Annotated in this window: 21 protein-coding genes and 2 pseudogenes; 9 read left to right on the top strand and 14 right to left on the bottom strand. The window is 62.4% G+C overall.

The features are described 5' to 3' along the window. Positions 1-93: 93 nt before the first annotated feature. The 4 genes and pseudogenes from ACOTXT_RS00115 to ACOTXT_RS00100 form a co-directional block, all read right to left on the bottom strand. On the bottom strand, positions 94-789 hold the full coding sequence (locus ACOTXT_RS00115) for an ArsR/SmtB family transcription factor (protein ID WP_023293362.1): 696 nt from the start codon (positions 787-789) through the stop codon (positions 94-96). Further along, positions 782-898, bottom strand: a pseudogene (locus ACOTXT_RS00110) (amino acid-binding protein); the annotation flags it as partial. The pseudogene ACOTXT_RS00110 and the gene ACOTXT_RS00115, both read right to left, overlap by 8 nt. Beyond that, positions 877-1,206 (bottom strand): antibiotic biosynthesis monooxygenase family protein, encoded by a 330-nt coding sequence (locus tag ACOTXT_RS00105; RefSeq protein WP_023345375.1) that lies wholly within the window; start codon positions 1,204-1,206, stop codon positions 877-879. The pseudogene ACOTXT_RS00110 and the gene ACOTXT_RS00105, both read right to left, overlap by 22 nt. A 151-nt stretch (positions 1,207-1,357) precedes the next feature. Beyond that, positions 1,358-2,773 carry an aldehyde dehydrogenase family protein gene (locus tag ACOTXT_RS00100; protein ID WP_063930061.1) on the bottom strand — a complete coding sequence of 472 codons (1,416 nt, stop codon included), beginning with the start codon at positions 2,771-2,773 and terminating at the stop codon, positions 1,358-1,360. 100 nt (positions 2,774-2,873) lie between these two features. Here ACOTXT_RS00100 and ACOTXT_RS00095 point away from each other — a divergent pair, with 100 nt between their 5' ends. Continuing rightward, positions 2,874-3,776 carry a LysR family transcriptional regulator gene (locus ACOTXT_RS00095; protein WP_333165430.1) on the top strand — a complete coding sequence of 301 codons (903 nt, stop codon included), beginning with the start codon at positions 2,874-2,876 and terminating at the stop codon, positions 3,774-3,776. Here the strand turns inward: ACOTXT_RS00095 and ACOTXT_RS00090 are convergent. After that, on the bottom strand, positions 3,763-4,242 hold the full coding sequence (locus ACOTXT_RS00090) for a carboxymuconolactone decarboxylase family protein (protein ID WP_055321642.1): 480 nt from the start codon (positions 4,240-4,242) through the stop codon (positions 3,763-3,765). The genes ACOTXT_RS00095 and ACOTXT_RS00090 overlap by 14 nt on opposite strands. A gap of 101 nt (positions 4,243-4,343) precedes the next feature. Between ACOTXT_RS00090 and ACOTXT_RS00085 the strand changes: the two genes are divergently transcribed. Continuing rightward, complete coding sequence (locus tag ACOTXT_RS00085; protein WP_055321643.1) at positions 4,344-5,732, top strand: PLP-dependent aminotransferase family protein; 1,389 nt, start codon at positions 4,344-4,346, stop codon at positions 5,730-5,732. Between the two features lie 86 nt (positions 5,733-5,818). Here the strand turns inward: ACOTXT_RS00085 and ACOTXT_RS00080 are convergent, their stop codons facing one another. After that, entirely contained in the window at positions 5,819-5,980 is a 162-nt protein-coding gene (locus ACOTXT_RS00080) for a DUF1127 domain-containing protein (protein WP_055321644.1), read from the bottom strand. Positions 5,981-6,156: 176 nt separating this feature from the next. Between ACOTXT_RS00080 and ACOTXT_RS00075 the strand changes: the two genes are divergently transcribed. Continuing rightward, positions 6,157-7,572 (top strand): PLP-dependent aminotransferase family protein, encoded by a 1,416-nt coding sequence (locus ACOTXT_RS00075; RefSeq protein ID WP_047072530.1) that lies wholly within the window; start codon positions 6,157-6,159, stop codon positions 7,570-7,572. A gap of 90 nt (positions 7,573-7,662) precedes the next feature. Here the strand turns inward: ACOTXT_RS00075 and ACOTXT_RS00070 are convergent, their stop codons facing one another. After that, complete coding sequence (locus ACOTXT_RS00070; protein ID WP_023326636.1) at positions 7,663-8,784, bottom strand: cupin domain-containing protein; 1,122 nt, start codon at positions 8,782-8,784, stop codon at positions 7,663-7,665. 136 nt (positions 8,785-8,920) lie between these two features. Continuing rightward, positions 8,921-9,529: pseudogene (locus ACOTXT_RS00065) on the bottom strand (ATP-dependent Clp protease proteolytic subunit); the annotation flags it as partial. A gap of 82 nt (positions 9,530-9,611) precedes the next feature. Between ACOTXT_RS00065 and ACOTXT_RS00060 the strand changes: the two are divergent. Together ACOTXT_RS00060 and ACOTXT_RS00055 are read left to right on the top strand one after the other, a co-directional pair. Beyond that, a complete protein-coding gene (locus ACOTXT_RS00060; RefSeq protein WP_023293372.1) occupies positions 9,612-9,998 on the top strand; it encodes a VOC family protein in 387 nt (128 codons plus the stop codon). A gap of 179 nt (positions 9,999-10,177) precedes the next feature. Further along, entirely contained in the window at positions 10,178-10,795 is a 618-nt protein-coding gene (locus tag ACOTXT_RS00055; protein ID WP_008501344.1) for a response regulator transcription factor, read from the top strand. 3 nt (positions 10,796-10,798) lie between these two features. On the opposite strand, the gene ACOTXT_RS00050 is transcribed toward ACOTXT_RS00055, so the two are convergent. From ACOTXT_RS00050 to ACOTXT_RS00030, 5 genes are all read right to left on the bottom strand, one after another. Then, on the bottom strand, positions 10,799-16,381 hold the full coding sequence (locus ACOTXT_RS00050) for a trifunctional serine/threonine-protein kinase/ATP-binding protein/sensor histidine kinase (protein ID WP_055321645.1): 5,583 nt from the start codon (positions 16,379-16,381) through the stop codon (positions 10,799-10,801). 9 nt (positions 16,382-16,390) lie between these two features. Next, positions 16,391-16,771 (bottom strand): response regulator transcription factor, encoded by a 381-nt coding sequence (locus ACOTXT_RS00045; RefSeq protein WP_008501346.1) that lies wholly within the window; start codon positions 16,769-16,771, stop codon positions 16,391-16,393. Between the two features lie 20 nt (positions 16,772-16,791). Beyond that, complete coding sequence (locus ACOTXT_RS00040; RefSeq protein ID WP_008501347.1) at positions 16,792-17,055, bottom strand: XapX domain-containing protein; 264 nt, start codon at positions 17,053-17,055, stop codon at positions 16,792-16,794. Then, positions 17,052-17,273, bottom strand: a complete 222-nt coding sequence (locus ACOTXT_RS00035) for a DUF1427 family protein (protein ID WP_008501348.1) — start codon at positions 17,271-17,273, stop codon at positions 17,052-17,054. Before ACOTXT_RS00035 ends, ACOTXT_RS00040 begins: the two co-directional genes overlap by 4 nt. 61 nt (positions 17,274-17,334) lie before the next feature. Further along, positions 17,335-18,021 (bottom strand): hydrolase, encoded by a 687-nt coding sequence (locus tag ACOTXT_RS00030; RefSeq protein WP_008501349.1) that lies wholly within the window; start codon positions 18,019-18,021, stop codon positions 17,335-17,337. Between the two features lie 218 nt (positions 18,022-18,239). On the opposite strand from ACOTXT_RS00030, the gene ACOTXT_RS00025 reads away from it, so the two are divergent. Genes ACOTXT_RS00025 through ACOTXT_RS00010 form a run of 4 tightly spaced genes read left to right on the top strand, consistent with a single transcriptional unit; the run spans position 18,240 to position 22,986 of the window. After that, on the top strand, positions 18,240-20,111 hold the full coding sequence (locus tag ACOTXT_RS00025) for an amidohydrolase (protein WP_023345366.1): 1,872 nt from the start codon (positions 18,240-18,242) through the stop codon (positions 20,109-20,111). Then, complete coding sequence (locus tag ACOTXT_RS00020) at positions 20,111-20,518, top strand: DoxX family protein (protein ID WP_055321646.1); 408 nt, start codon at positions 20,111-20,113, stop codon at positions 20,516-20,518. The genes ACOTXT_RS00025 and ACOTXT_RS00020 overlap by 1 nt, the downstream gene beginning before the upstream one ends. Continuing rightward, complete coding sequence (locus ACOTXT_RS00015) at positions 20,515-22,134, top strand: MFS transporter (protein WP_055321647.1); 1,620 nt, start codon at positions 20,515-20,517, stop codon at positions 22,132-22,134. The genes ACOTXT_RS00020 and ACOTXT_RS00015 overlap by 4 nt, the downstream gene beginning before the upstream one ends. A 30-nt stretch (positions 22,135-22,164) precedes the next feature. Beyond that, a complete protein-coding gene (locus tag ACOTXT_RS00010; protein WP_055321648.1) occupies positions 22,165-22,986 on the top strand; it encodes an alpha/beta fold hydrolase in 822 nt (273 codons plus the stop codon). 41 nt (positions 22,987-23,027) lie between these two features. On the opposite strand, the gene ACOTXT_RS00005 is transcribed toward ACOTXT_RS00010, so the two are convergent. After that, positions 23,028-24,383 carry an MFS transporter gene (locus ACOTXT_RS00005; protein ID WP_421625278.1) on the bottom strand — a complete coding sequence of 452 codons (1,356 nt, stop codon included), beginning with the start codon at positions 24,381-24,383 and terminating at the stop codon, positions 23,028-23,030. Positions 24,384-24,412: the final 29 nt, after the last annotated feature.

Here is a 24,412-nt window from a genome sequence, read left to right as displayed (position 1 = left end):
AAGAAACGAGAAGTTAAAGCGCAGGAATTGCGAAAGGTGTTACTGGAAGCGATGTACGCGTAGGCCCGGTAAGCGCAGCGCCACCGGGCATTTTTAGCGGCTAAAAAGTCTTTTTACAGCGGCCTTCCCCGACGCCGTCACCACCACCTCCCGATACCCCGCCACCCGCTGGATCCAGCCTTTACTTTCCAGATGGTCGAGCAACAACGCACCGGCTTCTCCGCCCAGGTGAAACCGTCGCTCGCTCCAGTCCAGGCAGGCGCAGCAGGCCTTCCGGCGCGGATGCGCGCTTAACGGAATACCGAGCGCCAGGAACTGCTCCCGGCCATAGAGGGTCAATGCGGAACCGTCAGCCTCCAGCCAGCCTTCCGCCTGCATGAAATCATAGATCTGCACCGCCACCGCGCCTGCGAGATGGTCGTAGCAGGTCCGGGCGTCACGCATGGCTTTCGGCGCGCTGGTTTCCGGCGGGGTAATGCGGCTCCACGAAAGCCCCATCATCTGTTCCACCAGCGCCGCCACGTCGTGCCCGGCAAGACGATAATAGCGATGCCGCCCTTGCGACAGGCAGGTTATTAGCTGCCCTTCAACCAGCCGGGCAAGATGCCCGCTGGCGGTCGACGGCGCAACGTCTGCCGCCGCACTCAGTTCAGTGGCCGTCCACGCCCGCCCGTCCATTAGCGCACAGAGCATCTTCACGCGCGACGGATCGGCCATGGCAGCCGCCACCGCGGCAATCGCCTTTTCCAGCATCGCGCTGTTATCGGGGGGTAAACTCGTCTTAAGCATGGGCCGCCCAGGGTTCGGTGATCTCTGCGGCCAGCTTATCATCATCCGTCAGCAGAATAAGGTGATTCGCATGGTCGCTGTACTGAGTCAGGATAGACACGCCGCGTGCCCTCCGGTTTCGGAACTGTATTCCCGCACCAGCTGCGCCACCCGAATACGGTAGAAAGAAAAAATCGACGCCCGCCCTTCGGCCTGCGCCGCCTGATGAAAGACGTTCTGCTTCCAGCGGCGGACGGCCTCTTCATCCCGCCACCAGGAAAGGGAGAGGATTTTGCCGTCGGTGGTCAGGCTCTGGAACCGTTCGATATCAATAAAGCCGTCGATGTCCGCCAGCAGCGGCTTAAGCTCTGCGGCAAGCTGAAGATAGCGCGCCTGATGGGCAGGCTCGGCTTTGGCTTCGAAAAGGACTGCGATCATGGTTTTCTCTCCGTTGTGATGTTGGGGAGAGAATGCAGGAGGGAAAAGCACAATGCTTCGGCAAAGAGCGAAGCGTTGTGCCGGATGGCGCTGCGCTTATCCGGCCTACGGCTCATGTAGGCCCGGTAAGCGCAGCGCCACCGGGCGGGTTTTAGCCCACCATCGACCTCGGCTCCATAAACGCCCGAATTCCCCACTCGCCCATCTCGCGCCCCACGCCGGAGTGTTTGAAGCCACCAAATGGCGCTTTCGGTTCATGAGCCAGGGTGTTCACCAGCACGCGACCGGAAACAATCTGCTGTGCCACGCGTCGCGCGCGGTCCACATCGGCGCCCAGCACCATCGCGCTCAGGCCGTACTCGGTATCGTTGGCAATGGCGATCGCCTCCGCCTCGTCCTGATAAGGGATGACGCACAGCACCGGGCCGAAAATCTCGTCGCGGGCAACCGTCATCTGGTTGTTCACGTCGGCAAACAGCGTCGGACGCACGAACCAGCCGTCCCGCGTGCCGTCCGGTCGCCCTTCGCCGCCCGCCAGCAGGCGCGCCCCTTCTTCGATTCCTTTGCGGATATAGCCCTGCACCCGCAGCCACTGCTTTTCGCTGACCATCGGGCCGACGTCTGTCGCACTGTTGCGCGGGTCGCCGGATTTCACCGCCGCCACGGCCTGCGCCAGCGCGGTTTCGATCTCCGCCTTGCGCGAGTAAGGCACCAGAATGCGCGTCCCGGCCACGCACGCCTGCCCGCTGTTCATAAACCCGGCCTGGATCACCAGCGGGATCGCCTGCACGAGATCCACATCATTCAGCAGGATCGTCGGCGATTTACCGCCCAACTCCAGCGTGACGCGCTTAAAGCTTTCTGCCGCGTTGCGCAGGATCGCCTTGCCGGTATTCGTGGAACCGGTGAACGAGATTTTCGCGACGTCCGGGTGGCGGCTGAGCGTTTCGCCCACCGTCTCGCCGCGTCCGGTGACGATGTTAAACACGCCCGGCGGCAGCGCGGCGTCGCGCAGCGCTTCGGTGACAATCTGCGTTTGCAGGGCGCTCATTTCACTCGGCTTGATGACCGCCGTGCAGCCCGCCGCCAGCGCGGCCGCCAGTTTGCCGCAGATAAACCCCGCATCGCTGTTCCACGGCGTAATCAGCCCGGACACGCCGAGCGGCGTCATCTGCACCGTTGCGGCACCTGCGGAGGTGACAAACTCAAACGCCTCCAGCGCCTCGATGGCCTGAGCAATCACCTCTGCCGGATAGCTTGCCATCCATGCCGAGCGCGAGGCGGGCGCGCCGTACTCTTCAATGACCGCTGCCAGCAGATCGTCGTGACGGGCGGCCACGGCGGCGTGCATGCGCTTGAGCGCGGCGATGCGTTCCTGCTTTGTGGTCCGGGACCACGCCGGAAACGCCGCTTTCGCCGCCGCAACGGCGCGCGCTGCGTCAACCTCATCCGCCAGACGAACCTGACCGATGACCTGCGCCGTCGCCGGGTTGTACAAATCAAACCACTCGGTACCGTGCGGGGTAACAAATTCGCCGTTAATAAAGATCTGTTCGATGGTGTGCATATAAACCTCCTCAGGCTGTGTGAGCCCAGTCTGTCACGGCTTCTCCGTTGCGATAATCCACGCTATGCTGCAAGGGTTGTTTCGATTTTCAGGATAATCTATGCATCGTTCAGGTCTGACAGAGCTGGAAGTGGTGATGGCGGTGGTACGGCGCGGCAGTTTTCGCGGTGCGGCGCAGGAGCTGGGGATGTCCGCCACGGCGGTCAGCAACGCCATCGCCGGGCTGGAGAGCCGCCTTCAGACGCGACTTTTCAACCGCACCACCCGCAGCGTGGCGCTCACCGACGCCGGACAGCGCTACGTGGCGCGTATCGGCCCGGCGCTACAGGAGATCCGTCTCGCCGGGGAGGCGATCCACAGCGACACCGGGGAACCCGCCGGAACGCTGCGCCTCAACGTGCCGAACCATATCGGCACGCTGTTTCTGGACCAGCTGCTGATCGACTTCATGATCCGCTACCCGAAAATGCGCGTGGAAACGGTGAGCGAAGCAAGGATGATCGACATCGTCGCCGAAGGCTATGACGCGGGGATCCGCCTCGAAGAGTCCGTTCCGCAGGACATGATCGCCGTGCCGCTGACCGGTGAGATCCGCCAGCTCGTCACCGCCACGCCGGACTATTTCGCCCTTCACGGCATACCCGAGACGCCGGACGATCTGCTTTCACATCAGGGGATCGGCATGCGTATGGCTCACGGTGGGATCTACCGCTGGGAGCTGGCCCGTCGGGGGGAAACGTACGCGCTTGCCGTGCCGCCGCGCTTTGCGACGTCCGATCTTTTTGCCTCGATCCGCGCCGTAAAAGCGGGGTTAGGGATGGGATTTTTACCGGAACTCTATATTCAGGACGAGCTGAAAAGCGGGGAGCTGGTGAGCGTCTTAAACGACTGGGCGCAGCCGTTTGCCGGGCTGCGCCTGTACTACCCGGGCCATCGCCACGTCCCGCCGGGACTGCGGGCGCTGGTGGCGATGATCCGCGAGCGCGGGATTATTCCAGGTTAGCCTTATTCAGCCCGTACGCCGCGTCCAGCGAGCCGGGCGCCATGCGGGAGGTAATGCCCAGGCGGTTCCAGGCGTTGATCGCCACGATGGCGAAGTTCAGCTCTGAAATCTCCACGTCCGAGAAGTGCTCCGCCACGCTGCGGTAGAGGGCGTCGCTCACGCCGTGTACGCCAATCTGGGTCAGCGCTTCGGTGAACGCCAGCGCCGCTTTCTCGCGGGCGCTGAACAGCGGGGACTCGCGCCAGGCCGCCAGATGGTACAGGCGCAGCTCGCGCTCGCCGGCGATTTTCGCCTCTTTTGAGTGCATATCCAGACAGAACGTACAGCCGTTCAGCTGCGACACGCGAATGTCGATCAGGTGCTTCAGCGCCGGATCGATGGAGGTTTTTGCCACCTCCATGCTCAGGACAGACAGCGCGTTGGCGAGGGCAGGTGTAGCTTTATGGTGGTTAACGCGAGTGCTCATGGTCTTTCCTCTTTTTGTGCGGCATGTGCCGTGCGATGAGGCAAATCTACGCCGTTCATGACATAGTAAAAAGATACAAAAATCGTGAAACGAGGTAGGACATGAAGCCGGGCTATCACGAGATTTATTCCCGCTATCGCGACAACATTATGCGCGGCGTGCTGAAGCCGGGCGATAAGGTGCCTGCCATCCGCGTGCTGGCGGAAGAGCTGAAGGTGGCGCGTAAAACCGTCGAAACGGCGTATGCCATTCTGACGGGTGAAGGGTATCTGGTGAGCCAGGGGGCGCGCGGCACGCGGGTTAACCCGGACCTCCTGCTGCCGGACAAGCATGCCCCGGCGGAGCAGCCCACCGGAGCGCTTCCGGCCTCGCTCATCAGCCAGCGCGAGCGGGCGGGTTTTCTGCGCCCCGGCATCCCCGCCCTCGACAGCTTCCCGTATAAAAAGTGGCTGCTGCTGGCGGGCCAGGCAACGCGGGCCATGCGTCAGGAGGAGATGCTCAACCCGCCGGTGCTGGGCTGGTATCCGCTGCGCCAGGCCATCGCCAGCTACCTCAACATCTCGCGCGGCTTGTCCTGCACCGCCGAGCAGGTGCTGATCACCAGTGGCTACAGCGGCAGCCTGCGGCTGATCCTCGACACCCTCGCCAGCCGCAGCGACAAGGTGGTGTTTGAAGATCCGGGCTATTTTATGGGCCAGCAGTTGCTGAAGCGGATCGTGCCGCGCCTGCACACGGTGCCGGTCGATCGCTGCGGCATCGACACGGACTACCTGCTCCGCCACCATCGCGACGCCCGTTTTGCCATCGTCACCCCGTCGCACCAGAGTCCGCTGGCGGTCACGCTCTCGCTGCCGCGTAAACAGCAGCTGCTCGACTGGGCCAGCCAGAACGAGGCGTGGATTATCGAAGACGATTACGACGGAGAGTTTCACTATACGCGCAAGGTGCTGCCGTCGCTGAAAAGCCTCGACCAGCGCGATCGGGTGATTTTTATGGGCTCCTTCAGTAAAACCATTATGCCGTCGCTGCGCATGGGCTACGTGGTGATGCCCGCCAGCACCGTCGGGGCCTTTACCGACTGCGCGGACATCACCACCAGCGGCCAGCCGGTGCTGACGCAAAAGATCCTCACCGCGTTTCTCAACGAAGGGCATTTTTTCCGTCACCTGAAAAAGATGCGCGCGCTGTATCAGACCCGCCGCGACGGGATGATTGCCGCCCTGCAGGAGGTATATGGCGATCTGTTTTTCACCGAGCAAAACGACGGCGGGATGCATATCGTGGCGTTTCTCACCAAAGGGAGCTGCGACCGGGAAGTGGCCCGCTGCTGGCAGGAACAACAGCTGCAGGTCAATGCGCTATCGGAGTGGTATCGCGGGTCAGGCAAACGCTACGGGCTGGTGATGGGCTATAACAACGTGCGCTCGTATCAGGAGGCGCTGGATTTGCTGGAAAGACCGAAGCGGCAGACGCTTGCGCTGTTGCGCTAAACATCGCCGGGTGGCGGCTTCGCCTTACCCGGCCTACTCGATCCCGTAGGCCCGGTAAGCGTAGCGCCACCGGGCGATGATAAGGCTCACACATCATATCGCGATAACCCAACGTCCTTGAGTTGCTCGTCGCTCATCTGGCTCAGGATGCGGCGGGTGCGGTTGATGCGATACCAGTTACGCAGCGTTTTCGCGAGCCAGACAAACACAACAAACGGACGTTTTGAACGATTCTCGTAGAATTCCATGATGCTCTCCTCACTGTGTCAGTGGGGTTATCATCCCGGAAATCGGCCTGTGCAATACAGATGCAAAAACAACTTTTGTTTAACATACAGATCCGCTAAAACAGTATCTGCATGGCAATTTTCGCAGCAATCTGTACTGGTTTTATAATCTGTATGGTGAAAACAGAGGATACAGCATGACGCGCTATCAACATCTCGCCAACCTTCTGGCAGAACGCATTGAACAAGGGCTGTATCGCAGCGGCGAACGTCTGCCGTCGGTGCGCGCGCTGAGCCAGGAGCACGGCGTGAGCATCAGCACCATACAGCAGGCCTACCAGATCCTCGAGAACCTCCAGTTGATCACGCCTCAGCCGCGCTCCGGCTATTTTGTCTCGCCGCGCAAGGCCCAGCCGCCCGTCCCGGCGATGACGCGCCCGGTGCAGCGCCCGGTGGACGTTACCCAGTGGGATGAGGTGATGATGCTGCTGGACGCCCGCGCCGACAAAGAGATGATCTCCTTCGGCGGCGGTTCGCCGGACATTAACCAGCCGAGCCTGAAGCCCCTGTGGCGCGAGATGAGCCGCATCGCGCAACATAACCCCGGCGAGATGCTGAGCTATGACGTGCTTGACGGGCGCCTGGAGCTGCGCGAGCAGATCGCCCGTCTGATGCTGGACGGCGGCTCCACCGTCTCGGCAAGCGACATTGTGATCACCAACGGCTGCCACGGCGCGCTGTCGATCGCCCTGCTGTCGGTGTGCAAACCGGGGGATATCGTGGCGGTGGAATCACCGTCGTTTCACGGCACCATGCAGATGCTGCGCGGGTTTGACATCAAGGCGATTGAAATTCCCACCGACTCTGAAACCGGGATCAGCATCGAAGCGCTAGAGCTGGCAATGGAGCAGTGGCCGATCAAGGCGGTGATCCTGGTGCCCAACTGCAATAACCCGCTCGGGTTTATCATGCCGGAGGCGCGGAAAAAGCAGGTGCTGGCCCTCGCCCAGCGGCACGATATCGTGATTGTCGAGGATGATATTTACGGCGAGCTGGCGGCGGAGTACCCGCGCCCGCGCACCATTCATTCCATGGATATCGACGGCCGCGTGATCCTCTGCAGCTCGTTTACCAAAACCGTGGCGCCGGGCCTGCGCGTCGGCTGGATTGTGCCGGGGCGCTACTACGACCGGGTGATGCACATGAAATACGCCGCGGGCGGGTTTAACGTGCCGGGCACGCAGATGGCGGTGGCGGCGTTTATCCGCGACGGCCATTACCATCGCCACGTACGGCGCATGCGCCAGATTTATCAGCAGAATATGGAAACCTACACCTGCTGGGTGCGGCAGTATTTTCCGGCAGAGATTTGCGTCACGCGCCCGCAGGGCAGCTTCCTGCTGTGGGTGGAGCTGCCGGAAAACGTGGATATGGTGTGCGTTAGCAAGCAGCTGTGCCGGCTGAAAATCCAGGCGGCGGCCGGGTCGCTGTTTTCCGCCTCCGGGAAGTACCGCAACTGCCTGCGGATCAACGTGGCGCTGCCGCCAACGGAGAAAAATCGCGAGGCGTTGAGGAAGATGGGTGAAGCGATTGTGATTGCGATGGAGGAGTAGTTTTTGCCGGGTGGCGGCTTCGCCTTACCCGGCCTACGTTCTCGCCGTTGTAGGCCCGGTAAGCGCAGCGCCACCGGGCAACAGGCCGCACTACTCGTCGAAGTACCAGTACCCCTGATTAATCAGCCCGGTGAGCTCCTCGACAAACGCCGGGTTTTTCAGCGCATCGCCCAGCTCGGCCTGACCGAGTTCGGTGTAGCGGCACAGCGCATCCGCCGCCTTCGCGTCTACCGTCTCCAGCTGTTCGCTGTTGATGAAGAAGCTGCCGTTGATGTTCAGCACGCGCAGGCCGCTCAGGCGAGACAGCGTTTCGCCGCCCTGTAGCGCGTCCAGCACCTCTTCCGGCGCGTACGGCGGCTCGGCGGCGGCGATATCCAGCTCGTGGCGCGGCGTGGAGACAAAGCTGCCAAACCATTTTGTGAAATCGTCCGGCTTGCCGATCATGTCGATCATCATCTGACGAATGCGATCGAGCTCGTACTGCTCCACGCGGCCCGGGTGTTCGCGACAGGTCAGATCCGGATCGCTGTAGTGCTCGCCGCCCAGATCGTTTTCCAGCGCGTAATCGGCGAAGCTGCTGATCAGATCGCGGCCGTTCGGCCCGCGGAAGCCGACGGAGTAGTTGAGCGCCGTTTCATGGGTAAAGCCGTCGTGCGGGAATCCAGGCGGGATGTAGAGGATATCGCCCGGGGCCAGATCTTCGTCAATAATCGGCTCGAACGGATCCACATGCAGCAGCGCCGGATGCGGGCAGAACTGACGCATCGGCAGCTTGTCGCCCACGCGCCAGCGGCGGCTGCCCATCCCCTGAATGATAAACACGTCGTACTGATCGATATGCGGACCCACGCCGCCGCCGGGCACGGAGAAGGAGATCATCAGATCGTCCAGACGCCAGTCCGGCAGAACGCGGAACGGACGCACCAGCTCCGCGGCGGGCATATGCCAGTGGTTCACCGCCTGCGCCAGCAGCGACCAGCCGGTTTCGCCCAGATCGTCGAAGTGCTCGAACGGGCCATTGCTGGCCTGCCATTTACCGTTGAAATGGCTCACCAGACGGCTATCGACCTCCGGCTCCATCGCCAGCCCCGCCAGCTCGTCCGGGGTAATCGGATCGACAAAATTCGGGAAGGCATTTTTCAGCACAACGGGTTGTTTTTGCCAGTATTTCTCAAGAAATTCCGGCCAGTTCAGGTTCAGTTGATACGCCATGGGTAGCACCAGTGAGAGGGGAAACAGGCGCGATTATAGGTAAGAAAGCAGAGGGGGAACTTGTCATGGGTCAAACGAGGGCGTGTAGGTCGGGTAAGGCGTAGCCGCCACCCGACACGTACACGGCGGTAAAAACTTAGTCCAGCTTCAGCTCGTCATAATGGGTGATCAGCTTGCCCACGATGCCGTAGTCCAGCGCTTCCGCCGGGGACATCCAGAAGTTGCGGTCGGTGTCTTTTTTCACTTTTTCCAGCGGCTGGCCGGTAGCGTCAGCGATCAGCTTGTTCACGCGATCCAGCATGCGGATGATCTCGCGCGCTTCGATCTCAATATCCGTCGCCTGGCCGCGCACGCCGCCCAGCGGCTGGTGGATCATAAAGCGGGTATTTGGCAGCGAGTAGCGGTGCTCTTTTTTCGCGGCCAGGAAGATGGTGATCCCGGCGCTCGCCACCCAGCCGGTGCCGATGACGTGCACTTCCGGGCGAATGAATTTGATGAAGTCGTGGATGGTGTCGCCCGCTTCCACATGGCCGCCCTGGCTGTTGATGTACAGCTTGATCGGATCGTTGCTGACGCTTTGCAGCAGGATCATCTGGGTGATCACTTTCTGCGCCAGCTCCTGGTTGATCTCACCGGAGATCACAATCGAACGGGACTCCAGCAGTTTTTGCTGCAGAGCGCCCGCGCCGTTTGACCCTTCCGCTTTATCCTTGTCGCTTTCTTTCAGTGTGTAGTGCATTGTCTTTTCCTCAGCTTGTCGCGCTCAAAACCAGAGTGTAGCCTGTTTTACCGGTGAAAGTCCTCACCGACACATCACGAGGGAACTTATGCATATTGCCCATGTTGCACTCTGGACCCGCAGCCTGAACGCCCAGGTTCAGTTCTGGGAAACGGTTTTTAATGGCCGCAGCAACGAACGCTACGTCAGTAAAAATCGTCCGGGGTTTGAATCACACTTTATTACGCTGGATGACGGTCCGACCATCGAGCTCATGACGCTGCCGGAGCTGCCCGACGCTCCGCTGCACCCGGAGTTTATCGGCTGGGCGCATATCGCCATCAATGTTGGCAGCAAGGCAAAAGTGGACAGCATGGCCGAGCGAGCCCAGGCCAACGGCACGCTGCTCAGCGCTCCGCGCCTGACCGGAGACGGCTTTTATGAGGCGGTGATCGCGGACCCGGACGGCAACCGCATTGAGCTTGTCGGTGCATAAAAACAGCGTTTCGTTCCTTCACCGCCCCCGCCCCGGCTCGCTATACTTCATACGGTTATCATATTGTTAAATGATAATGATAGTTAATGTGTTAAGATGAAAGGCAGCATAAACAGTCTCTTACGTCGCCGTAGTGACTGTTTGCATCCTCGACATGTCAATCAGCACCGGGGCGGTGAATGGAACACATTGTGTATGTGGTAGATGACGATGACGCCGTCAGACAGTCCGTGATCGGGCTGCTGGAATCGGCAGGCCTGAACGCCATCGGCTTTTCATCGGCAGAAGCGTTTCTGCAATACCGCTTTGAGGATCTGCCGTCGTGCGTGATCCTCGATATGCAAATGCCCGCCATTTCGGGTTTTGAGGTAGCAGACGCCCTCAAGGAAAGCGGGCGCGAAATCCCGATTATTTTCCTCACCGGCCACGGCACCATCCCGATGTCGGTGCGCGCCATCAAAGGTGGCGCTTACGAATTCCTCACCAAGCCCGTCGAATCTAACGCGCTGATCGACGCCATCGAATCCGCACTGCAGCTGGCGGAAAACAACGCCGAGCGCAATAAAGAGCACTACGCCCTGAAGCAGCGCCACATGTCCCTCACGCCGCGCGAGCACGAGGTGCTGACGCTGGCGATAAGCGGCATGCTGAACAAACAAATTGCCGCGGAGCTGGGCGTCAGCGAGATCACGGTGAAGGTGCACCGCCGCCGCGTGATGGAGAAAATGCAGGTGCGCTCCGTGGCCGAGCTGGTCAGGGCCGTTGAGCGCCTGACCAAAAGCCAGCCCGCGGAGTAACGTTTACGCTTCCTGCGCGGCCAGCGGCAGCGCGAAGGCAAATACCGTGCCGTGCGGCTCCCGGCGGCGCGCGCTCAGCTTCCCGCAGTGGCGCTCGATAATGCTGGCGCTGATGGTCAGCCCCATCCCCATTCCCTGCGGCTTGGTGGAATAGAACGAGTCAAAAATCTGCTCCAGCCGCTCGGGCTCAATGCCGCTGCCGGTGTCGGCGATCTCAACGATCACCTTCCCGTCCGCGTTGCTGGTGCTGAGGGTGATGGTGCTGGCACGCTCCTTCACCTCGGCCATCGCCTCAACCGCGTTCATCACCAGATTCAACAGCACCTGCTGGATCTGCACGCTATCGCCGGTGATAAAGCTGTCGCTGGCGTTCAACAGATAATCAACGCTTATGTGTCGCTGCTCCAGCTCGCTGCGCGAAAGCGTGATGATATGGTGGATCAGGGAGTGCATGTCGATACGCGAGAAGGTGGGATCCTGCTTGCGCGTCAGGGACTGAATGCTGCGAATGATCTCCCCCGCCCGCGCGCCTTCTGCGGCGATCTCCTCCAGCCCTTCCCGCACTTTATCCAGCCGGGCGGGCTCGCGGCTGAGCCAGCGCAGGCTCGCTCCGGCGTTCGAGACGATCGACATCAGCGGCTGGTTGATCTCATGGGCGATGGAGGAGGTCAGCTGTCCGACGGTGGTGGCCCGGGACACCCGCGCCAGATCCGCCTGCGCCACCCGCATGGCATCCTCCGCGGCGCGCTGGCTGGTGATATCGGTGATGATGCCGTAATACTCGTTCACCTCGCTGCCCACGCCCACCGGATCGCCAATGCCAAGGATGTAGCGCGTTGAGCCGTCGGGACGCTTAACGCGAAACTCCGCGCGCATCGAGAGCCCGTCGCGCACGCTTTGGGTAACAATGGCGCTGATGCGGGCGTAATCGTCCTCATGGACGAAGGTCAAAAACTCCGCCATGGAGATCGTCTTTTGCTGCTCGGGCAGGCCGAGAATGCGGGCGTACTCGTCCGAGACAAACATCAGATCCTGCTCCAGCTCCCAGCGCCAGCTGCCGGTGTGGCTGATCTGCTCGCCCAGCATCAGCGAGGTCTGGCTGGCGCGCAGCTCTTTCTCCACCCGGCGGCGCTGGATGTTCTCCGCCAGCAGCTCGGCGTACAGCCGCGCCGTCTCCAGGGAGACCGCCGCCTGCGCGCCCAGCAGGCTGACCACGCGCGAGTGCTCGGCGGTAAACACTTCCGGCATCAGCCGGTTTTCCAGGTACAGCACGCCCACCAGCCGCGCCTGTTTGAACATCGGGACGCACATCACCGCCGCCCCCGAGGTCACCAGATAGGGGTCCTGACTGAAGGGGTGAAACTCCTCCGGCCTGCCGGTGCGGATCTCCTGCCCGGTGCGGATCACCGCCGCGAGCACCGACAGCGGCAGGTCGGTCGCCGTCGGCACGTCTTTCAGGATCCGCACCCGCACGCCGTCGGTGCTGGTCCAGGCGCTGGCCTCGATCTCCGGAATGAGGCTATCGCTCACGCGAAGCAGCAGCCCGCGCTGCGCCCCGGCGCGTTCGAGGAGGATCGTCATCAGGTTTTCGATTAAGCGCTCAAGGTTGATCTCTTCCGACAGCGCGCGGGAGGCTTTGATCACGCTCTGCAGATCGCGGATGGTCTCGTTCTGGGCGAACGCTACCGTGTCATAGGCGCTCGCCTGCCCGGAGGCCAGCAGGTGCGGGAAATCCTGCTCCAGCTGGCGCACCTTGGCCTGCGCGCCCGCGCGGCCCCAGGCGGAGATGGCCCCGCGGAAGTGTGCGTCCGAGGCGGTTGGATAGCCGCAGGCCAGCGCAAAGCGGCCCGCCAGCTCGTGGGCCAGGGCGTTAATCGGATTAAACCCACCCTCGCGGGAGAGCCGGACCGCCTTCTCGTACTGCTCAAGCGCGATGCTGTTCATCCCGTCCAGACGCACGATTTCGGCGTAGATCAGCGCCTCTTTATCCGCGAACGTGCCCGGATTAATGCGCGCCCAGAGGGCAATTTTGTCGTAGTGGGCGTGAATGCTGCGGCGGTGGTTCGCCGAGAAGGTCTCCGGCGTCAGCTGACGGGAGAGCGCCAGAGCGCTGTAAAGATGGTAATCCAGCAGATGGACGTGCCCCGGCGCGGACCACGCGTACCACCCCGCCATCTCCAGATCCGCCTGCGCGTCGGCGTACTCGCCGCAGGTAAAGTGCGCCATGCCGCGATAGAGCCAGTACCAGAACAGCATGGTGGAGGTCTGCTCCGGTGCCTGCTCCGGCGACGCGGGAAGCAGCGCCTCGGGCAAGACCTGCGACGCGGTCCAGGTGCCGATGACCGGCGTGCGCAGGAACTCAACGTAGCCGCGCTGCACCATCAAAATGCTTTCCACGTCCTGGAAGTGGGTTTTACGCACGAACGCCAGGCCGCGATCGATGCTGGTCAGCACCCCGTCCAGGTGATCGCCCCGCGAGAGGAAGTTGATCACTTGGTGGCAGGCCGCAAAGCAGGCCATCGTCATATCCCCGTGGGTGACCGCCGCGCTGAAGCAGGCTTTCGCGCACTCGATGGTGAACGACAAAGGCTGGGTCCAGACGCTGAGCTGGTCCAGCGGCAGCAGGGTCTTGGCTTCAAAGGCATCGTAGCCGTGGCGGGTCACCAGCTCGCGGGCCAGCGTGCCGTACTGAAACCCGAGGCGATACTCGGCGTAGCGGTGGCCCATCAGCACGCCAAACCAGGCCATCGCCGTGGTGGAGGCGCCGGTGATGCCGTGGTCGAGGGTCAGGTGCATCATGCGGCAGAGCAGTAAAAAGTGCAGGCGCGGGCAGATGAAGCTGGCGCAAATGCTGGCGCTGTAGAGCAGGTTCATCACCGCTTCCGTTTCCGGGTTCTCCATCCGCGAGAGCGGGGCAAAGAGATGTTGCGGCGCGTCATTTGCGCGGTTGCAAAAGCGTTCCCAGGCCTCGTCGCAGTCGGCATCTTCCGGATAGCGGCCAATCTGGATGCCAAACACCCCCAGCCAGCAGAGCGCCGCCTCCAGCGCCAGACGGCTGTCCGACTGACGAATGTAGACTTCCACCAGCAGGTTGGCCGCCAGCGCTTTTTCGGTCAGCCCGCCGGGGCAGCCGAGGATGGCGTCACACAGCTCGCGGGTCCGCTCCAGGTGCCCCAGCGCAAACTCGCAGCCCGCCTCTTCGATATCGAGCATAAAGTCCGACACCGTCCCGGCGTTGCCCAGCGCTCTGGCGGTCTGGATATAGCTCAGCGCCGAAAGATAATCTCCCGAACGCTTCGCGCGTCGCGCGGCCAGCAGGCTCAGCTCGCGGAACCGCTGGCGCTGCGGAGCGGGCTGGATGCTGTCCAGTGCGGCCGTGACGTGATGTACGGCGCGGAACAGCAGCTCATTCCCCGCCGCCTGGCGCGCGGCGTCGGCCAGCAGGCTGGCGGTGGTCAGGTGAAGATGGCTTTTCTCATGCCGATCCAGCAGCGCAAAGGCGGCCTCCTGCACCCGGTCGTGGGTGAAGGCGTACTTTTTTTCCGTCAGCACGATAAGCTGCGCCATCACCGCCGGGTGCAGCGCATAGCGCATTTCCGCCATCGACATGCCGACCACGCGGCAGATCATCTCCATCTCGCCCGTGCCGCCGAGACAGGCGATGCTGCCCAGCAGGCGGCGCGTCTCGTCGGGCAGCTCTTCGAGCTGCTCCAGCACCAGGGTGACGACGTTTTCGGTGTAATGCCGGGCGCGGATCGCCTGCAGATCGTAATGCCACTTGTCCTGGTATTTGTTATGCACCACCAGCCCGTCGTCGACGATGCGGCGGAAAAATTCATGCACAAAAAGCGGGTTGCCGCCCGTCTTCTCGTGGATCAGGGTGGCAAGGTCGGTCGTCGCCGCGCTGCGGGTGCGAAACACCGTTGCCAGCCAGCGCGCCACGGCTTTAACAGAGAGCGCCTGCGGGACAATCTCGCTCGCGTGCTGTGCCGCCTCCGGCAGGCTCGCCAGCTGCTGTTGCAGCGTGGGGTCGGACAACGAGCCGATATCGCGGTGAGCGACAACCACCAGCAGCGGGATGGCGCCGCAGTTCACCAGCAGAGCGTTGAGCGTTTGCAGGCTGGCGGCGTCGCTCCACTGAAGATCGTCCAGCACCAGCACCAGCGGGCAGCCCTGCGAGGCAAAGGTTTTCACCAGCGCCAGCACCATATGGCTGAAGCGCGCCCGGGCATCAATTGAAAACGTATCCGCCGAGAAGCGCGGCTTGCGCTCAAGCAGCAGGCCCAGCTCGGGCACCAGGCTGACGGCCAGTTCTTCATAGCCTTCAAGGGCGCGCGAGAGGCGGATTTTCCACTTCGCCACCTCGTCTGCCGGCAGCCCCAGCAGGTGCAGCGTCAGGGTGCGGAACGCGGAGCTTAATACGCCGTAGGGCAGCGACGGTGAAAACTGATCGACTTTGCCCACCGCCAGCAGCACCGTGCGCTGCTGCAGCGTTTTAAGCACCGTCGCGATGATCGAGGATTTGCCGATCCCCGACGGCCCGCCGATGGTCACCAGCTCCGGCACGCGGTTCTGCCCCACCCGCTCAAACGCGGCAATGACGTCGTTCGCCTGCGGATGGGTCGCGAACAGGGAGTCCGCCAGATGGATCGCCGGGGTACGGTCCTGCTGGCCGGGAGTAAAGGCGACGATTTCGCCCTCGCAGGTCAGCGTCGCCTGGCAGCGGCGAAGGTCGGCAATCAGCCCGTCGACCGTCTGGTAGCGGTTATCGGGGTGCTTTTCCAGCAGCTTCAGGATGATGGTCGACAGCATCCCCGGCACGTCCGGGCGTATCGCATCCGGGGCCAGCGGCGCCGAGGCGATGTGGTAATGCGCCCAGTTGGTCTGGTCGTCCTTTCCCAGCTCAAACGGCAGGCGGCCGGTCAGGAGTTCATACAGCACCATGCCGAGGCTGTAGAGATCGCTGCGGTTATCCACGGGACGCTGGGTGCGGGAGGTGTGTTCCGGCGACATCCACGCAGGCGTACCGCCCGAAACGGCAAGCCGGGTCTGGGAGAAAGCATCGGAGAGCGTGCAGGAGAGGCCAAAGCTGCCCAGACGGCAGGTGGCATCGTGCTGAACAAAAATGCTGCCGGGCTTGATATCGCCGTGGATCAGGTTTTGCAGATGCATCTGGCGCAGAGGGACGCAGATCTGGATCGCCAGCTCGATAAAGCGCGCGATCCCCGAGATCGCCCTGCCCGCGCGCCGCGCCAGTAGCTCAAAGGAAAACGGGGCGTACACCAGCGCGAAGCGTCCCCGGTACTGGGTGGAGGCGACGGCGCGAATGGCCCAGCTGTCCTGCAGCATATCGCGCAGCGCAAACTCGTTTTTGAGCAGCCGGGTGGCCCGCTCTTCCTCTTCGTCGCTGACCGCGGTGGCGATAATGAACGAGCCGCCGGAATGAGGATGTCGCGCGTGCATCCAGGCGATTCCGCCCTCCTGCGCCAGCACGGTAAAAATCACATCCTCTTTAAGGACAAAAACCCGCCCCTGGTGAAGATTCCCCTGGGCGGGCCAGAATGCAGGCTGCTCGTTTTCGTTCATCCGCGATCCTTATTGTCGGCGGGCCAGCTCCCGCTGAATATGATCCAGCAGAATATCGATGTTAATCGGCTTACGCAAAAAAGCAGCGGCGCCCAGACCGAGAGCGTACCGCTGCATATTTTCATCAGCATGACCGGAGATAAAGAGCACGGGCGGCGGCGGTACGGCCAGCAGCCGCAGCTTGTCAAACAGCTCAAGGCCGCTCATGCCCCGCAGCTTGATATCGGTGATCACCAGCGCCGCGCCGGACAGGGCGAGCGGATGGCTCAGAAATACCTCTGCCGAATCAAACGTATCGGTCGAATAGCCTTCCGACTCCAGGAGATTACTCAACCCGCTGCGGACGGAACGTTCGTCATCAATGATGGCAATGCGCCACGGCAGCGTCATGCTGTTATTCCTCTAACCAGTCATTTAACGTCGCGGGTATCCTTCGCGGGCGCAGGGGGCGCCGTGCCGCTGATTTTCGGTACGCATTCGTGACGAAACCAGGCGAGGGTAAGCGGTTCGCGACTCAGTAAACGCCGTCCCACCGGGATGAGCTGTTCACCCACCAGCATGCCAAACAGGCCAAGCAGGGCGACAACCGGCGGCGCCGGGGAATGGACGTCGAGCAGAGCGTAAATTACCCCAGCACCCACGCCGCACACCAGCGAAATTATCCATGCTTTCATGACGACGCTCCCGTCTGCGAACTGGCCTGCGGAACGATCGCCTGAGGCGGCGGCGCGCCGTCGCGGGATAAGAGATGGCGCGTCGCCTGTTCACCCGCCAGCATCCCCAGCAGGCCAATCAGCGCCAGCGCGGGCGGCGCGGGGGAGCGCACCTTCAGCACGGCATACATCAGGCCAATCAACACGCCTGCCGCAAGGGATATCAGCCCAGTACTCATCGTGAACTCCAGAGAAAGAGGCAGCGGCGAGCCGGATGAGGGACCAGCCCGCCGACGGGACTTAGCGAGCCGGAACCGGCGCTAAGGTGCGGTGCTCGCTCTTCTGGCGAGACGGCGCTTTGTGCACCATGGTGTAGGCGTAATCCACGCCCATGCCGTACGCGCCGGAGTGCTCGCGCACGATGTCCATCACCGCGGTGTAGGTCTCTTTACGCGCCCAGTCGCGCTGCCACTCCAGCATCACCTGCTGCCAGGTCACCGGGATCACGCCCGCCTGGATCATGCGCTGCATCGCGTAGTCGTGGGCTTCTTTGGAGGTGCCGCCGGACGCGTCCGCCACCATATAAATTTCGTAGTCACCTTCCAGCATCGCGCACAGGGCAAAGCTGTTGTTGCACACTTCGGTCCACAGGCCGGCCACCACCACCTTCTTCTTGCCGTTGGCCTTCAGCGCGTCGCGCACCTTCTGGTCGTCCCAGGAGTTCATGGAGGTACGCTCCAGAATGTCCTGGCCCGGGAACACGTCCAGCAGCTCCGGATAGGTGTTACCGGAGAAGCTTTCGGTCTCAACGGTGGTGATGATGGTCGGGATGTTGAACACCTTAGCCGCTTTCGCCAGCGCCACGGTGTTGTTTTTCAGCACCTGACGGTCAATCGACTGCACGCCAAACGCCATCTGTGGCTGGTGATCGATAAAGATGATCTGACAGTTCGCAGGGGTTAACACTTCGAGCTTTGAAGAGGTCATAGCATTTTCCAGTGGTTAAGGGTAGAAATCGCCGCGAGCGCCGCGACGATAAAGTCACCCTCATCCTGCGGTTTTCCCTCTCCGCGCGTAATTATCTCTTCGTATAGTTAACCTTAGGTATAGTTATACTTTGGTATACCTATCCTATTGTATAACTGGATCTTTTCCGAAACCGGTTCCCATAATCCTGACCATTCCCCTCTCAGTCAGGAGCAGTTATGGTTACCCTCGGTAAAGCCGATCTCATTCTGGTTAACGGCCAGTTTCACACCGTCGATCGCGAAAACCCCGTCGCGGAAGCCGTTGCCGTGCGCGACGGAAAATTTCTGGAAGTGGGTACCGTCGCCGAGGTGATGCAGCACCACGGCGACGGCACCAAAGTGGTCGACTTAAAAGGCCACACCGCCATCCCCGGCCTGAACGACTCGCACCTGCACCTGATCCGCGGCGGGCTGAACTACAACCTCGAGCTGCGCTGGGAAGGCGTGCCGTCCCTGGCCGACGCCCTGCGGATGCTGAAAGAGCAGGCGCTGCGCACCCCGTCGCCGCAGTGGGTGCGCGTGGTGGGCGGCTGGACCGAGTTCCAGTTTGCCGAGCGCCGCATGCCAACCCTGGACGAAATCAACGACGCCGCGCCGGATACCCCGGTCTTCATCCTGCACCTGTACGACCGCGCCCTGCTCAACCGCGCCGCGCTGAAGGTGGTCGGCTACACCAAAGACACGCCAAACCCGCCGGGCGGCGAGATCCAGCGCGACGCCAACGGCAACCCGACCGGGATGCTGATTGCCCGTCCGAACGCCATGATCCTCTACGCCACGCTGGCCAAAGGGCCGAAGCTGCCGCTGGAGCAGCAGGTGAATTCCACCCGCCAGTTCATGCGCGAGCTGAACCGTCTGGGGCTGACCAGCGCCATCGACGCGGGCGGCGGCTTCCAGAACTACCCGGAAGATTACGAGGTGATTGCCGAGCTGCACGAGAAGAAGCAGATGACCATCCGCATCGCCTACAACCTGTTTACCCAGCGTCCGGGCCACGAGCTGGAAGACTTTGAAAAATGGACCGACATGCTCACGCCGGGCCAGGGCAGTGACTTCTTCCGCCACAACGGCGCGGGCGAGATGCTGGTCTTCTCTGCCGCCGATTTTGAAGATTTCCTCGAGCCGCGCCCGGACCTCGCGCCGGGCATGGAGGACGAGCTGGAGCGCGTGGTGCGCCATCTGGTGGAGCACCGCTGGCCGTTCCGCCTGCACGCCACCTATAACGAATCCATCAGCCGCATGCTGGACGTCTTCGAGAAGGTGAACCGCGACATTCCGTTCAACGGTCTGCACTGGTTCTTCGACCACGCGGAAACCGTCACCCAGGCCAACATCGACCGCATCAAAGCGCTCGGCGGCGGCATTGCCGTCCAGCACCGCATGGCCTTCCAGGGGGAATACTTTGCCGAGCGTTACGGCATCGAAGCCACCCGCCACACGCCGCCGGTGGCGAAAATGCTCGAGACCGGCGTGCCGGTGGGCTTAGGCACCGATGCCACCCGCGTGGCGAGCTACAACCCGTGGACCGCGCTCTACTGGCTGGTCTCCGGCCGCACCGTCGGCGGGATGCAGATGTACGATCACAGCGCCCGACTGGATCGCGATACCGCCCTGATGCTCTGGACCCAGGGCAGCGCGTGGTTCTCCAGCGAGCAGAACCAGAAGGGGCAGATCAAGGTCGGCCAGCTCGCCGATCTGGCGGTGCTGAGCAAAGACTACTTCCGCGTGCCGGAAGAGGAGATCAAGGGCATCGAGTCCGTTCTCACGGTGGTGAACGGCGACATCGTCTACGCCGCAGGCAGCTTTGGCCCGCTCGCGCCCCCGGCCATCCCGGTCCTGCCCGAGTGGTCCCCGGTGGTGAAGGTGCCGGGTCACTACCGCAGCGCGCCGCCGCAGGCCGCCCGCGTGGGCATGAGTGTGGCTCACCACTGCAGCGGCCCGTGCGGGGTTCACAGCCACCAGCACGATTTCGCCCGCACGTCAGCGATGCCGGTATCCGACGATAACGCTTTCTGGGGGGCGCTGGGCTGCAGCTGCTTTGCATTCTGATGAAAAACACCACTGTGCCGCCCCGGGTCGACCTGGGGCTGTTCTTCCTGCGCCTGACCGGCAGCCTGCTGCTGCTGTACGTCCACGGCCTGCCGAAGGTGCTGCACTTCAGCGAAGAGCTGACGCGCATTGAAGATCCGTTTGGCTTCGGGCCTTACGCGAGCCTGATCCCGGCAATATTCGCGGAGGTGATCTGCCCGCTGTTGATCATTGCGGGCGTCTACACCCGCCTGGCGTGCCTGCCGATCATCGCCGTGCTGCTGGTGGCGATGCTGGCGGTCCACCCGAACTGGTCGATTGCCGAAGGGCAGTTTGGCTGGCTGCTGCTGATTATCTTCACCACTCTCGCCCTCACCGGGCCGGGCCAGTGGCGGCTGCAGCGTAAGGCAACGGAGAGGTTCGCATGACCCAGGTTAACGACGTTCGCGACGCACACGTCGAGACGACGCCCGCACCGACGGTTTCGCCGTGGCAGCCGCTGAGCCAGCCGGTGTTCCGCATGCTGTGGATCGCCACGGTGGTCTCTAACGTCGGCTCATGGATGAGCGACGTCGGCATCAACTGGAGCATGCTGACCCTGAGCGCCGATCCGCTGGATATCGCGCTGGTGCAGGCGGCCAGCAGCCTGCCGATGTTCCTCTTCGCCCTGCCGTCCGGGGTGATGGCAGACATCGTCGACCGACGTAAATACCTGCTCTTCTCCCAGCTGTGGGTGTTCATCGCCGCCGCCGGGCTGACGGCGCTCTCCTTCACCGGACACGTTACCCCCGCCGTGCTGCTGGTGGCGACGTTTCTGCTGAGCGTGGGCGCGGCGATGAGCTCGCCGCCGTTCCAGGCCGTGGTGCCCGATCTGGTGAGCAAGCCGGAGCTGGGCGCCGCCGTGGCGCTGAACTCGCTCGGGGTGAACATCAGCCGGGCGATTGGCCCCGCGCTGGGCGGTTTCCTGCTGTCGCTCGCCGGGCCGTGGATGGTGTTTGCCCTGAACGCGCTGTCCGTGGTGGGCGTGGCGTGGGTACTGTGGCGCTGGCGTCCGGCCCCGTCCATTCAGCGTCTGCCGCCGGAGCACTTCTTCTCTGCGGTGCGCACCGGCATCCGCTACGTGCACGCCGCCCCGGTGCTGCGCAACGTGCTGGTGCGTACCGTGGCGTTCTTCGTTTTCGGCAGCGCGGGCTGGGCGCTGCTGCCGCTGGTGGCGCGCCGCGAGCTGGGCTTAGGCCCGGCGGGCTACGGCGTGATGCTGGCCTGCATTGGCCTGGGGGCGATTGCCGGGGCGATCCTGCTGCCGCGCCTGCGCCAGCGGCTGAACGCCGACCGCCTGATGGTGGCCGCGAGCCTGGTCTTTGCCCTCACCATGCTGGCGCTGGCGTTTGTGCGCCACGTCTGGCTGCTCAACCTGTTTGAGTTCTTCACCGGCTTCGCGTGGATTGCGGTGCTCTCGACGCTGAACCTCGGCGCCCAGCGCAGCGCCGCCCGCTGGGTGAAGGCCCGCGCGCTGGCGGTCTACCTGACGGTGTTCTTCGGCTCAATGACCACTGGCAGCGCCATCTGGGGGCAGATCGCGTCGCAGTTCGGCACCCCGACCGCGCTGGTGGTCGCCACGCTGGGGATGGTGCTGGCAAGCGCCACCGTGTTCCGCTGGAAGCTGGAGAAAGACCCGGAATTGAACCTCGACCTGAGCGGCCAGCCGCTGGACGGCGTGGAGATCGACCTGCCGAACGAGCGCGGCCCGGTGCTGGTCTCGCACGAGTACCTCATTGACCCGCACAACGCGAAGGCCTTCCTGGAGGCGGTCCACGAGCTGCGCCGGGTACGCCGCCGCGCCGGGGCGATGAGCTGGGCGGTGTACGAGGATATCGAGCGCCCCGGCCTGTTTATCGAGACCTTCCTGATGGGCTCCTGGATTGAGCATCTGCGCCAGCAGGAGCGCCACACCATGAATGACCTCCTGCTGCAGAGCCGCGTTCTGGCTTTTCATCAGGGCACAACATCACCGGCTATTCGCTACCTGGTCGCGCCGGTATAACCACAACCATCACCTGCACAGGAACACACTATGGCAACGTTTAAGGCAAAAGACGGCACGCAGATTTACTACAAAGATTGCGGCGCGGGCAAACCGGTTCTCTTCAGCCACGGCTGGCCGCTGGACGGCGACATGTGGGACAGCCAGCTGAACTACCTGGCGGAGCGCGGCTTCCGCGCCATCGCCTTTGACCGTCGCGGGTTTGGCCGCTCGGATCAGCCGTGGAACGGTTACGACTACGACACCTTTGCATCCGACATCAACGACCTGATCACCACCCTGGACCTCCAGGACGTTACGCTGGTGGGCTTCTCCATGGGCGGCGGCGACGTGACCCGCTACATCAACAACTACGGCAGCGCGCGCGTGGCCGGTCTGGCGCTGCTGGGCGCGGTCACGCCGATCTTTGGTAAATCTGAGACCTTCCCGCAGGGTGTGGATCAGAGCGTGTTCGACGGCATTCGCGACGGACTGCGTAAAGATCGCGCCCAGTTCATCAGCGACTTCGCCACCCCGTTCTACGGCATCAACGCCGGGCAGACCGTTTCCGCCGGTGCCCTGACCCAGACGCTGAACATCGCCCTGCTGGCGTCCCTGAAGGGCACCATCGACTGCGTGACCGCCTTCGGCGAAACCGACTTCCGCCCGGATATGGCGAAAATCGACGTGCCGACGCTGGTTATTCACGGCAGTAACGACCAGATCGTGCCGTTTGAAAGCACCGGCAAGCTGGCGGCAGAGATGATCAAAAACGCCACGCTGAAGGTGTACGACAACGCGCCGCACGGCTTCGCGCTGACCCACCAGGACCAGCTCAACGAAGATCTGCTGGCGTTTGTGAAGGCGCTGTAAGTCTTTAAAAGCGAAGCCTGATGGCGCTTCGCTTATCAGGCCTACAAGGGCTGGTCCTGTAGGCCGGGTAAGGCGCAGCCGCCACCCGGCGCTTTCGCAGACGCGTTCCGCTCCGCCAGCAGCCGACAAATCTCCGCATGCTTCTCCTCGGTAAAGGTAAAGCGCGACATAAAGCCCATGCGGATCAGCGACCCTATCGCCGGCAGCAGGCAAATCCCGAAGAACAGCCCCGACAGCACGCCTGCACTCTGGATTTGCGCCTGCGGCACGTAGCCGATCATCGTCAGAAACACGCCGATTAACCCGCCGCCCACCGCCACCGACATCTTGCCGGTAAAGGTCTGCCCGGAGAAGGTGATTGCCGCGCAGCGCTTGTGGGTGTGGTACTCCGCGTACTCGATGGTGTCGGCAATCATCGACGAGGTGAGGATGTTGGTCATCATCACGAACAGCGTGCTCAGGCCGAGGAGAATAAACAGCATCGTCACCTGCTGATAGCCAACAAACCACATCACCACGCGCACCGCCACGTCCAGCCCGCAGAGGATCATAAACAGCTTCCGCTTCTGCATCCGGCGCGTCAGCATCGGGGCGACCAGGCACAGCACCGCCGCGACAATCCCCATCACGCCAATCGCCATCTGCAGGCTGCCGTCGCCCAGGTTGTTGATAAAGAAGTATATATAGAGACCACCCGCCACGTTGTGGAACACGCAGAAGAAGAACGACAGCAGGACGATAAACAGCGGCTTGTTCTGGCGCAGGTTGTGGAAGGTGTCGCGGATGGTCACCTTTTCCGGGCTCGGCGGCACGCGCTCTTTGATCTGCATAAAGCCGTTAAGCATCAGCGGCAGGCCCACCAGCATCATCACCAGCGCCGCCATAAAGTAGCCTTTATCGCTGCTGTACTGGGCGAAGAACGCCGCCAGCTTCGGGAAGAAGATGTTGGCGCAGGCAATCCCCGCGTTCACCCCGAGCATCGCCGCCGTCACCGCGCGGGTGCGCTGGGCGGAGTCGTTGGTCATCACCGACGACATCGACCAGAACGGGATATCGGAGATGGCGTACAGCGTCCCCCACAGGATATACGTCACCCCGGCGTAGAGGATTTTGGTGGTCATGTCCGCTTCGATTTTATAGAACGACAGCAGCGTGACGCCGGTGATCAGCAGCGGGGCGATCAGCAAAAAGTGGCGAAACTTGCCGAACCGGCTGTTAATGGTGTCCATAATGCTGGCAAACAGCGGATCGTGAACCGCGTCCCACGCGCGGGCAATCAGGAAGATGGTACTGGCCGCCAGCGCCGAGATCCCCAGCACGTCGGTGTAAAAATAGTTAAGGAAGTTGCGATTAAGTGGTCCGCAGCTCCCGATATGACGCCCCAAACCGTCCTTTATCGACGTCCTGTGGCTCAATTTTCCAATTT

It is taken from the genome of Enterobacter cloacae complex sp. IR5422, assembly GCF_049238165.1.
Classification (GTDB): Bacteria; Pseudomonadota; Gammaproteobacteria; order Enterobacterales; family Enterobacteriaceae; genus Enterobacter; species Enterobacter roggenkampii.
Note: the sequence above shows the minus strand (reverse complement) of the source record. Positions and strands in the feature narration are given on the sequence as shown.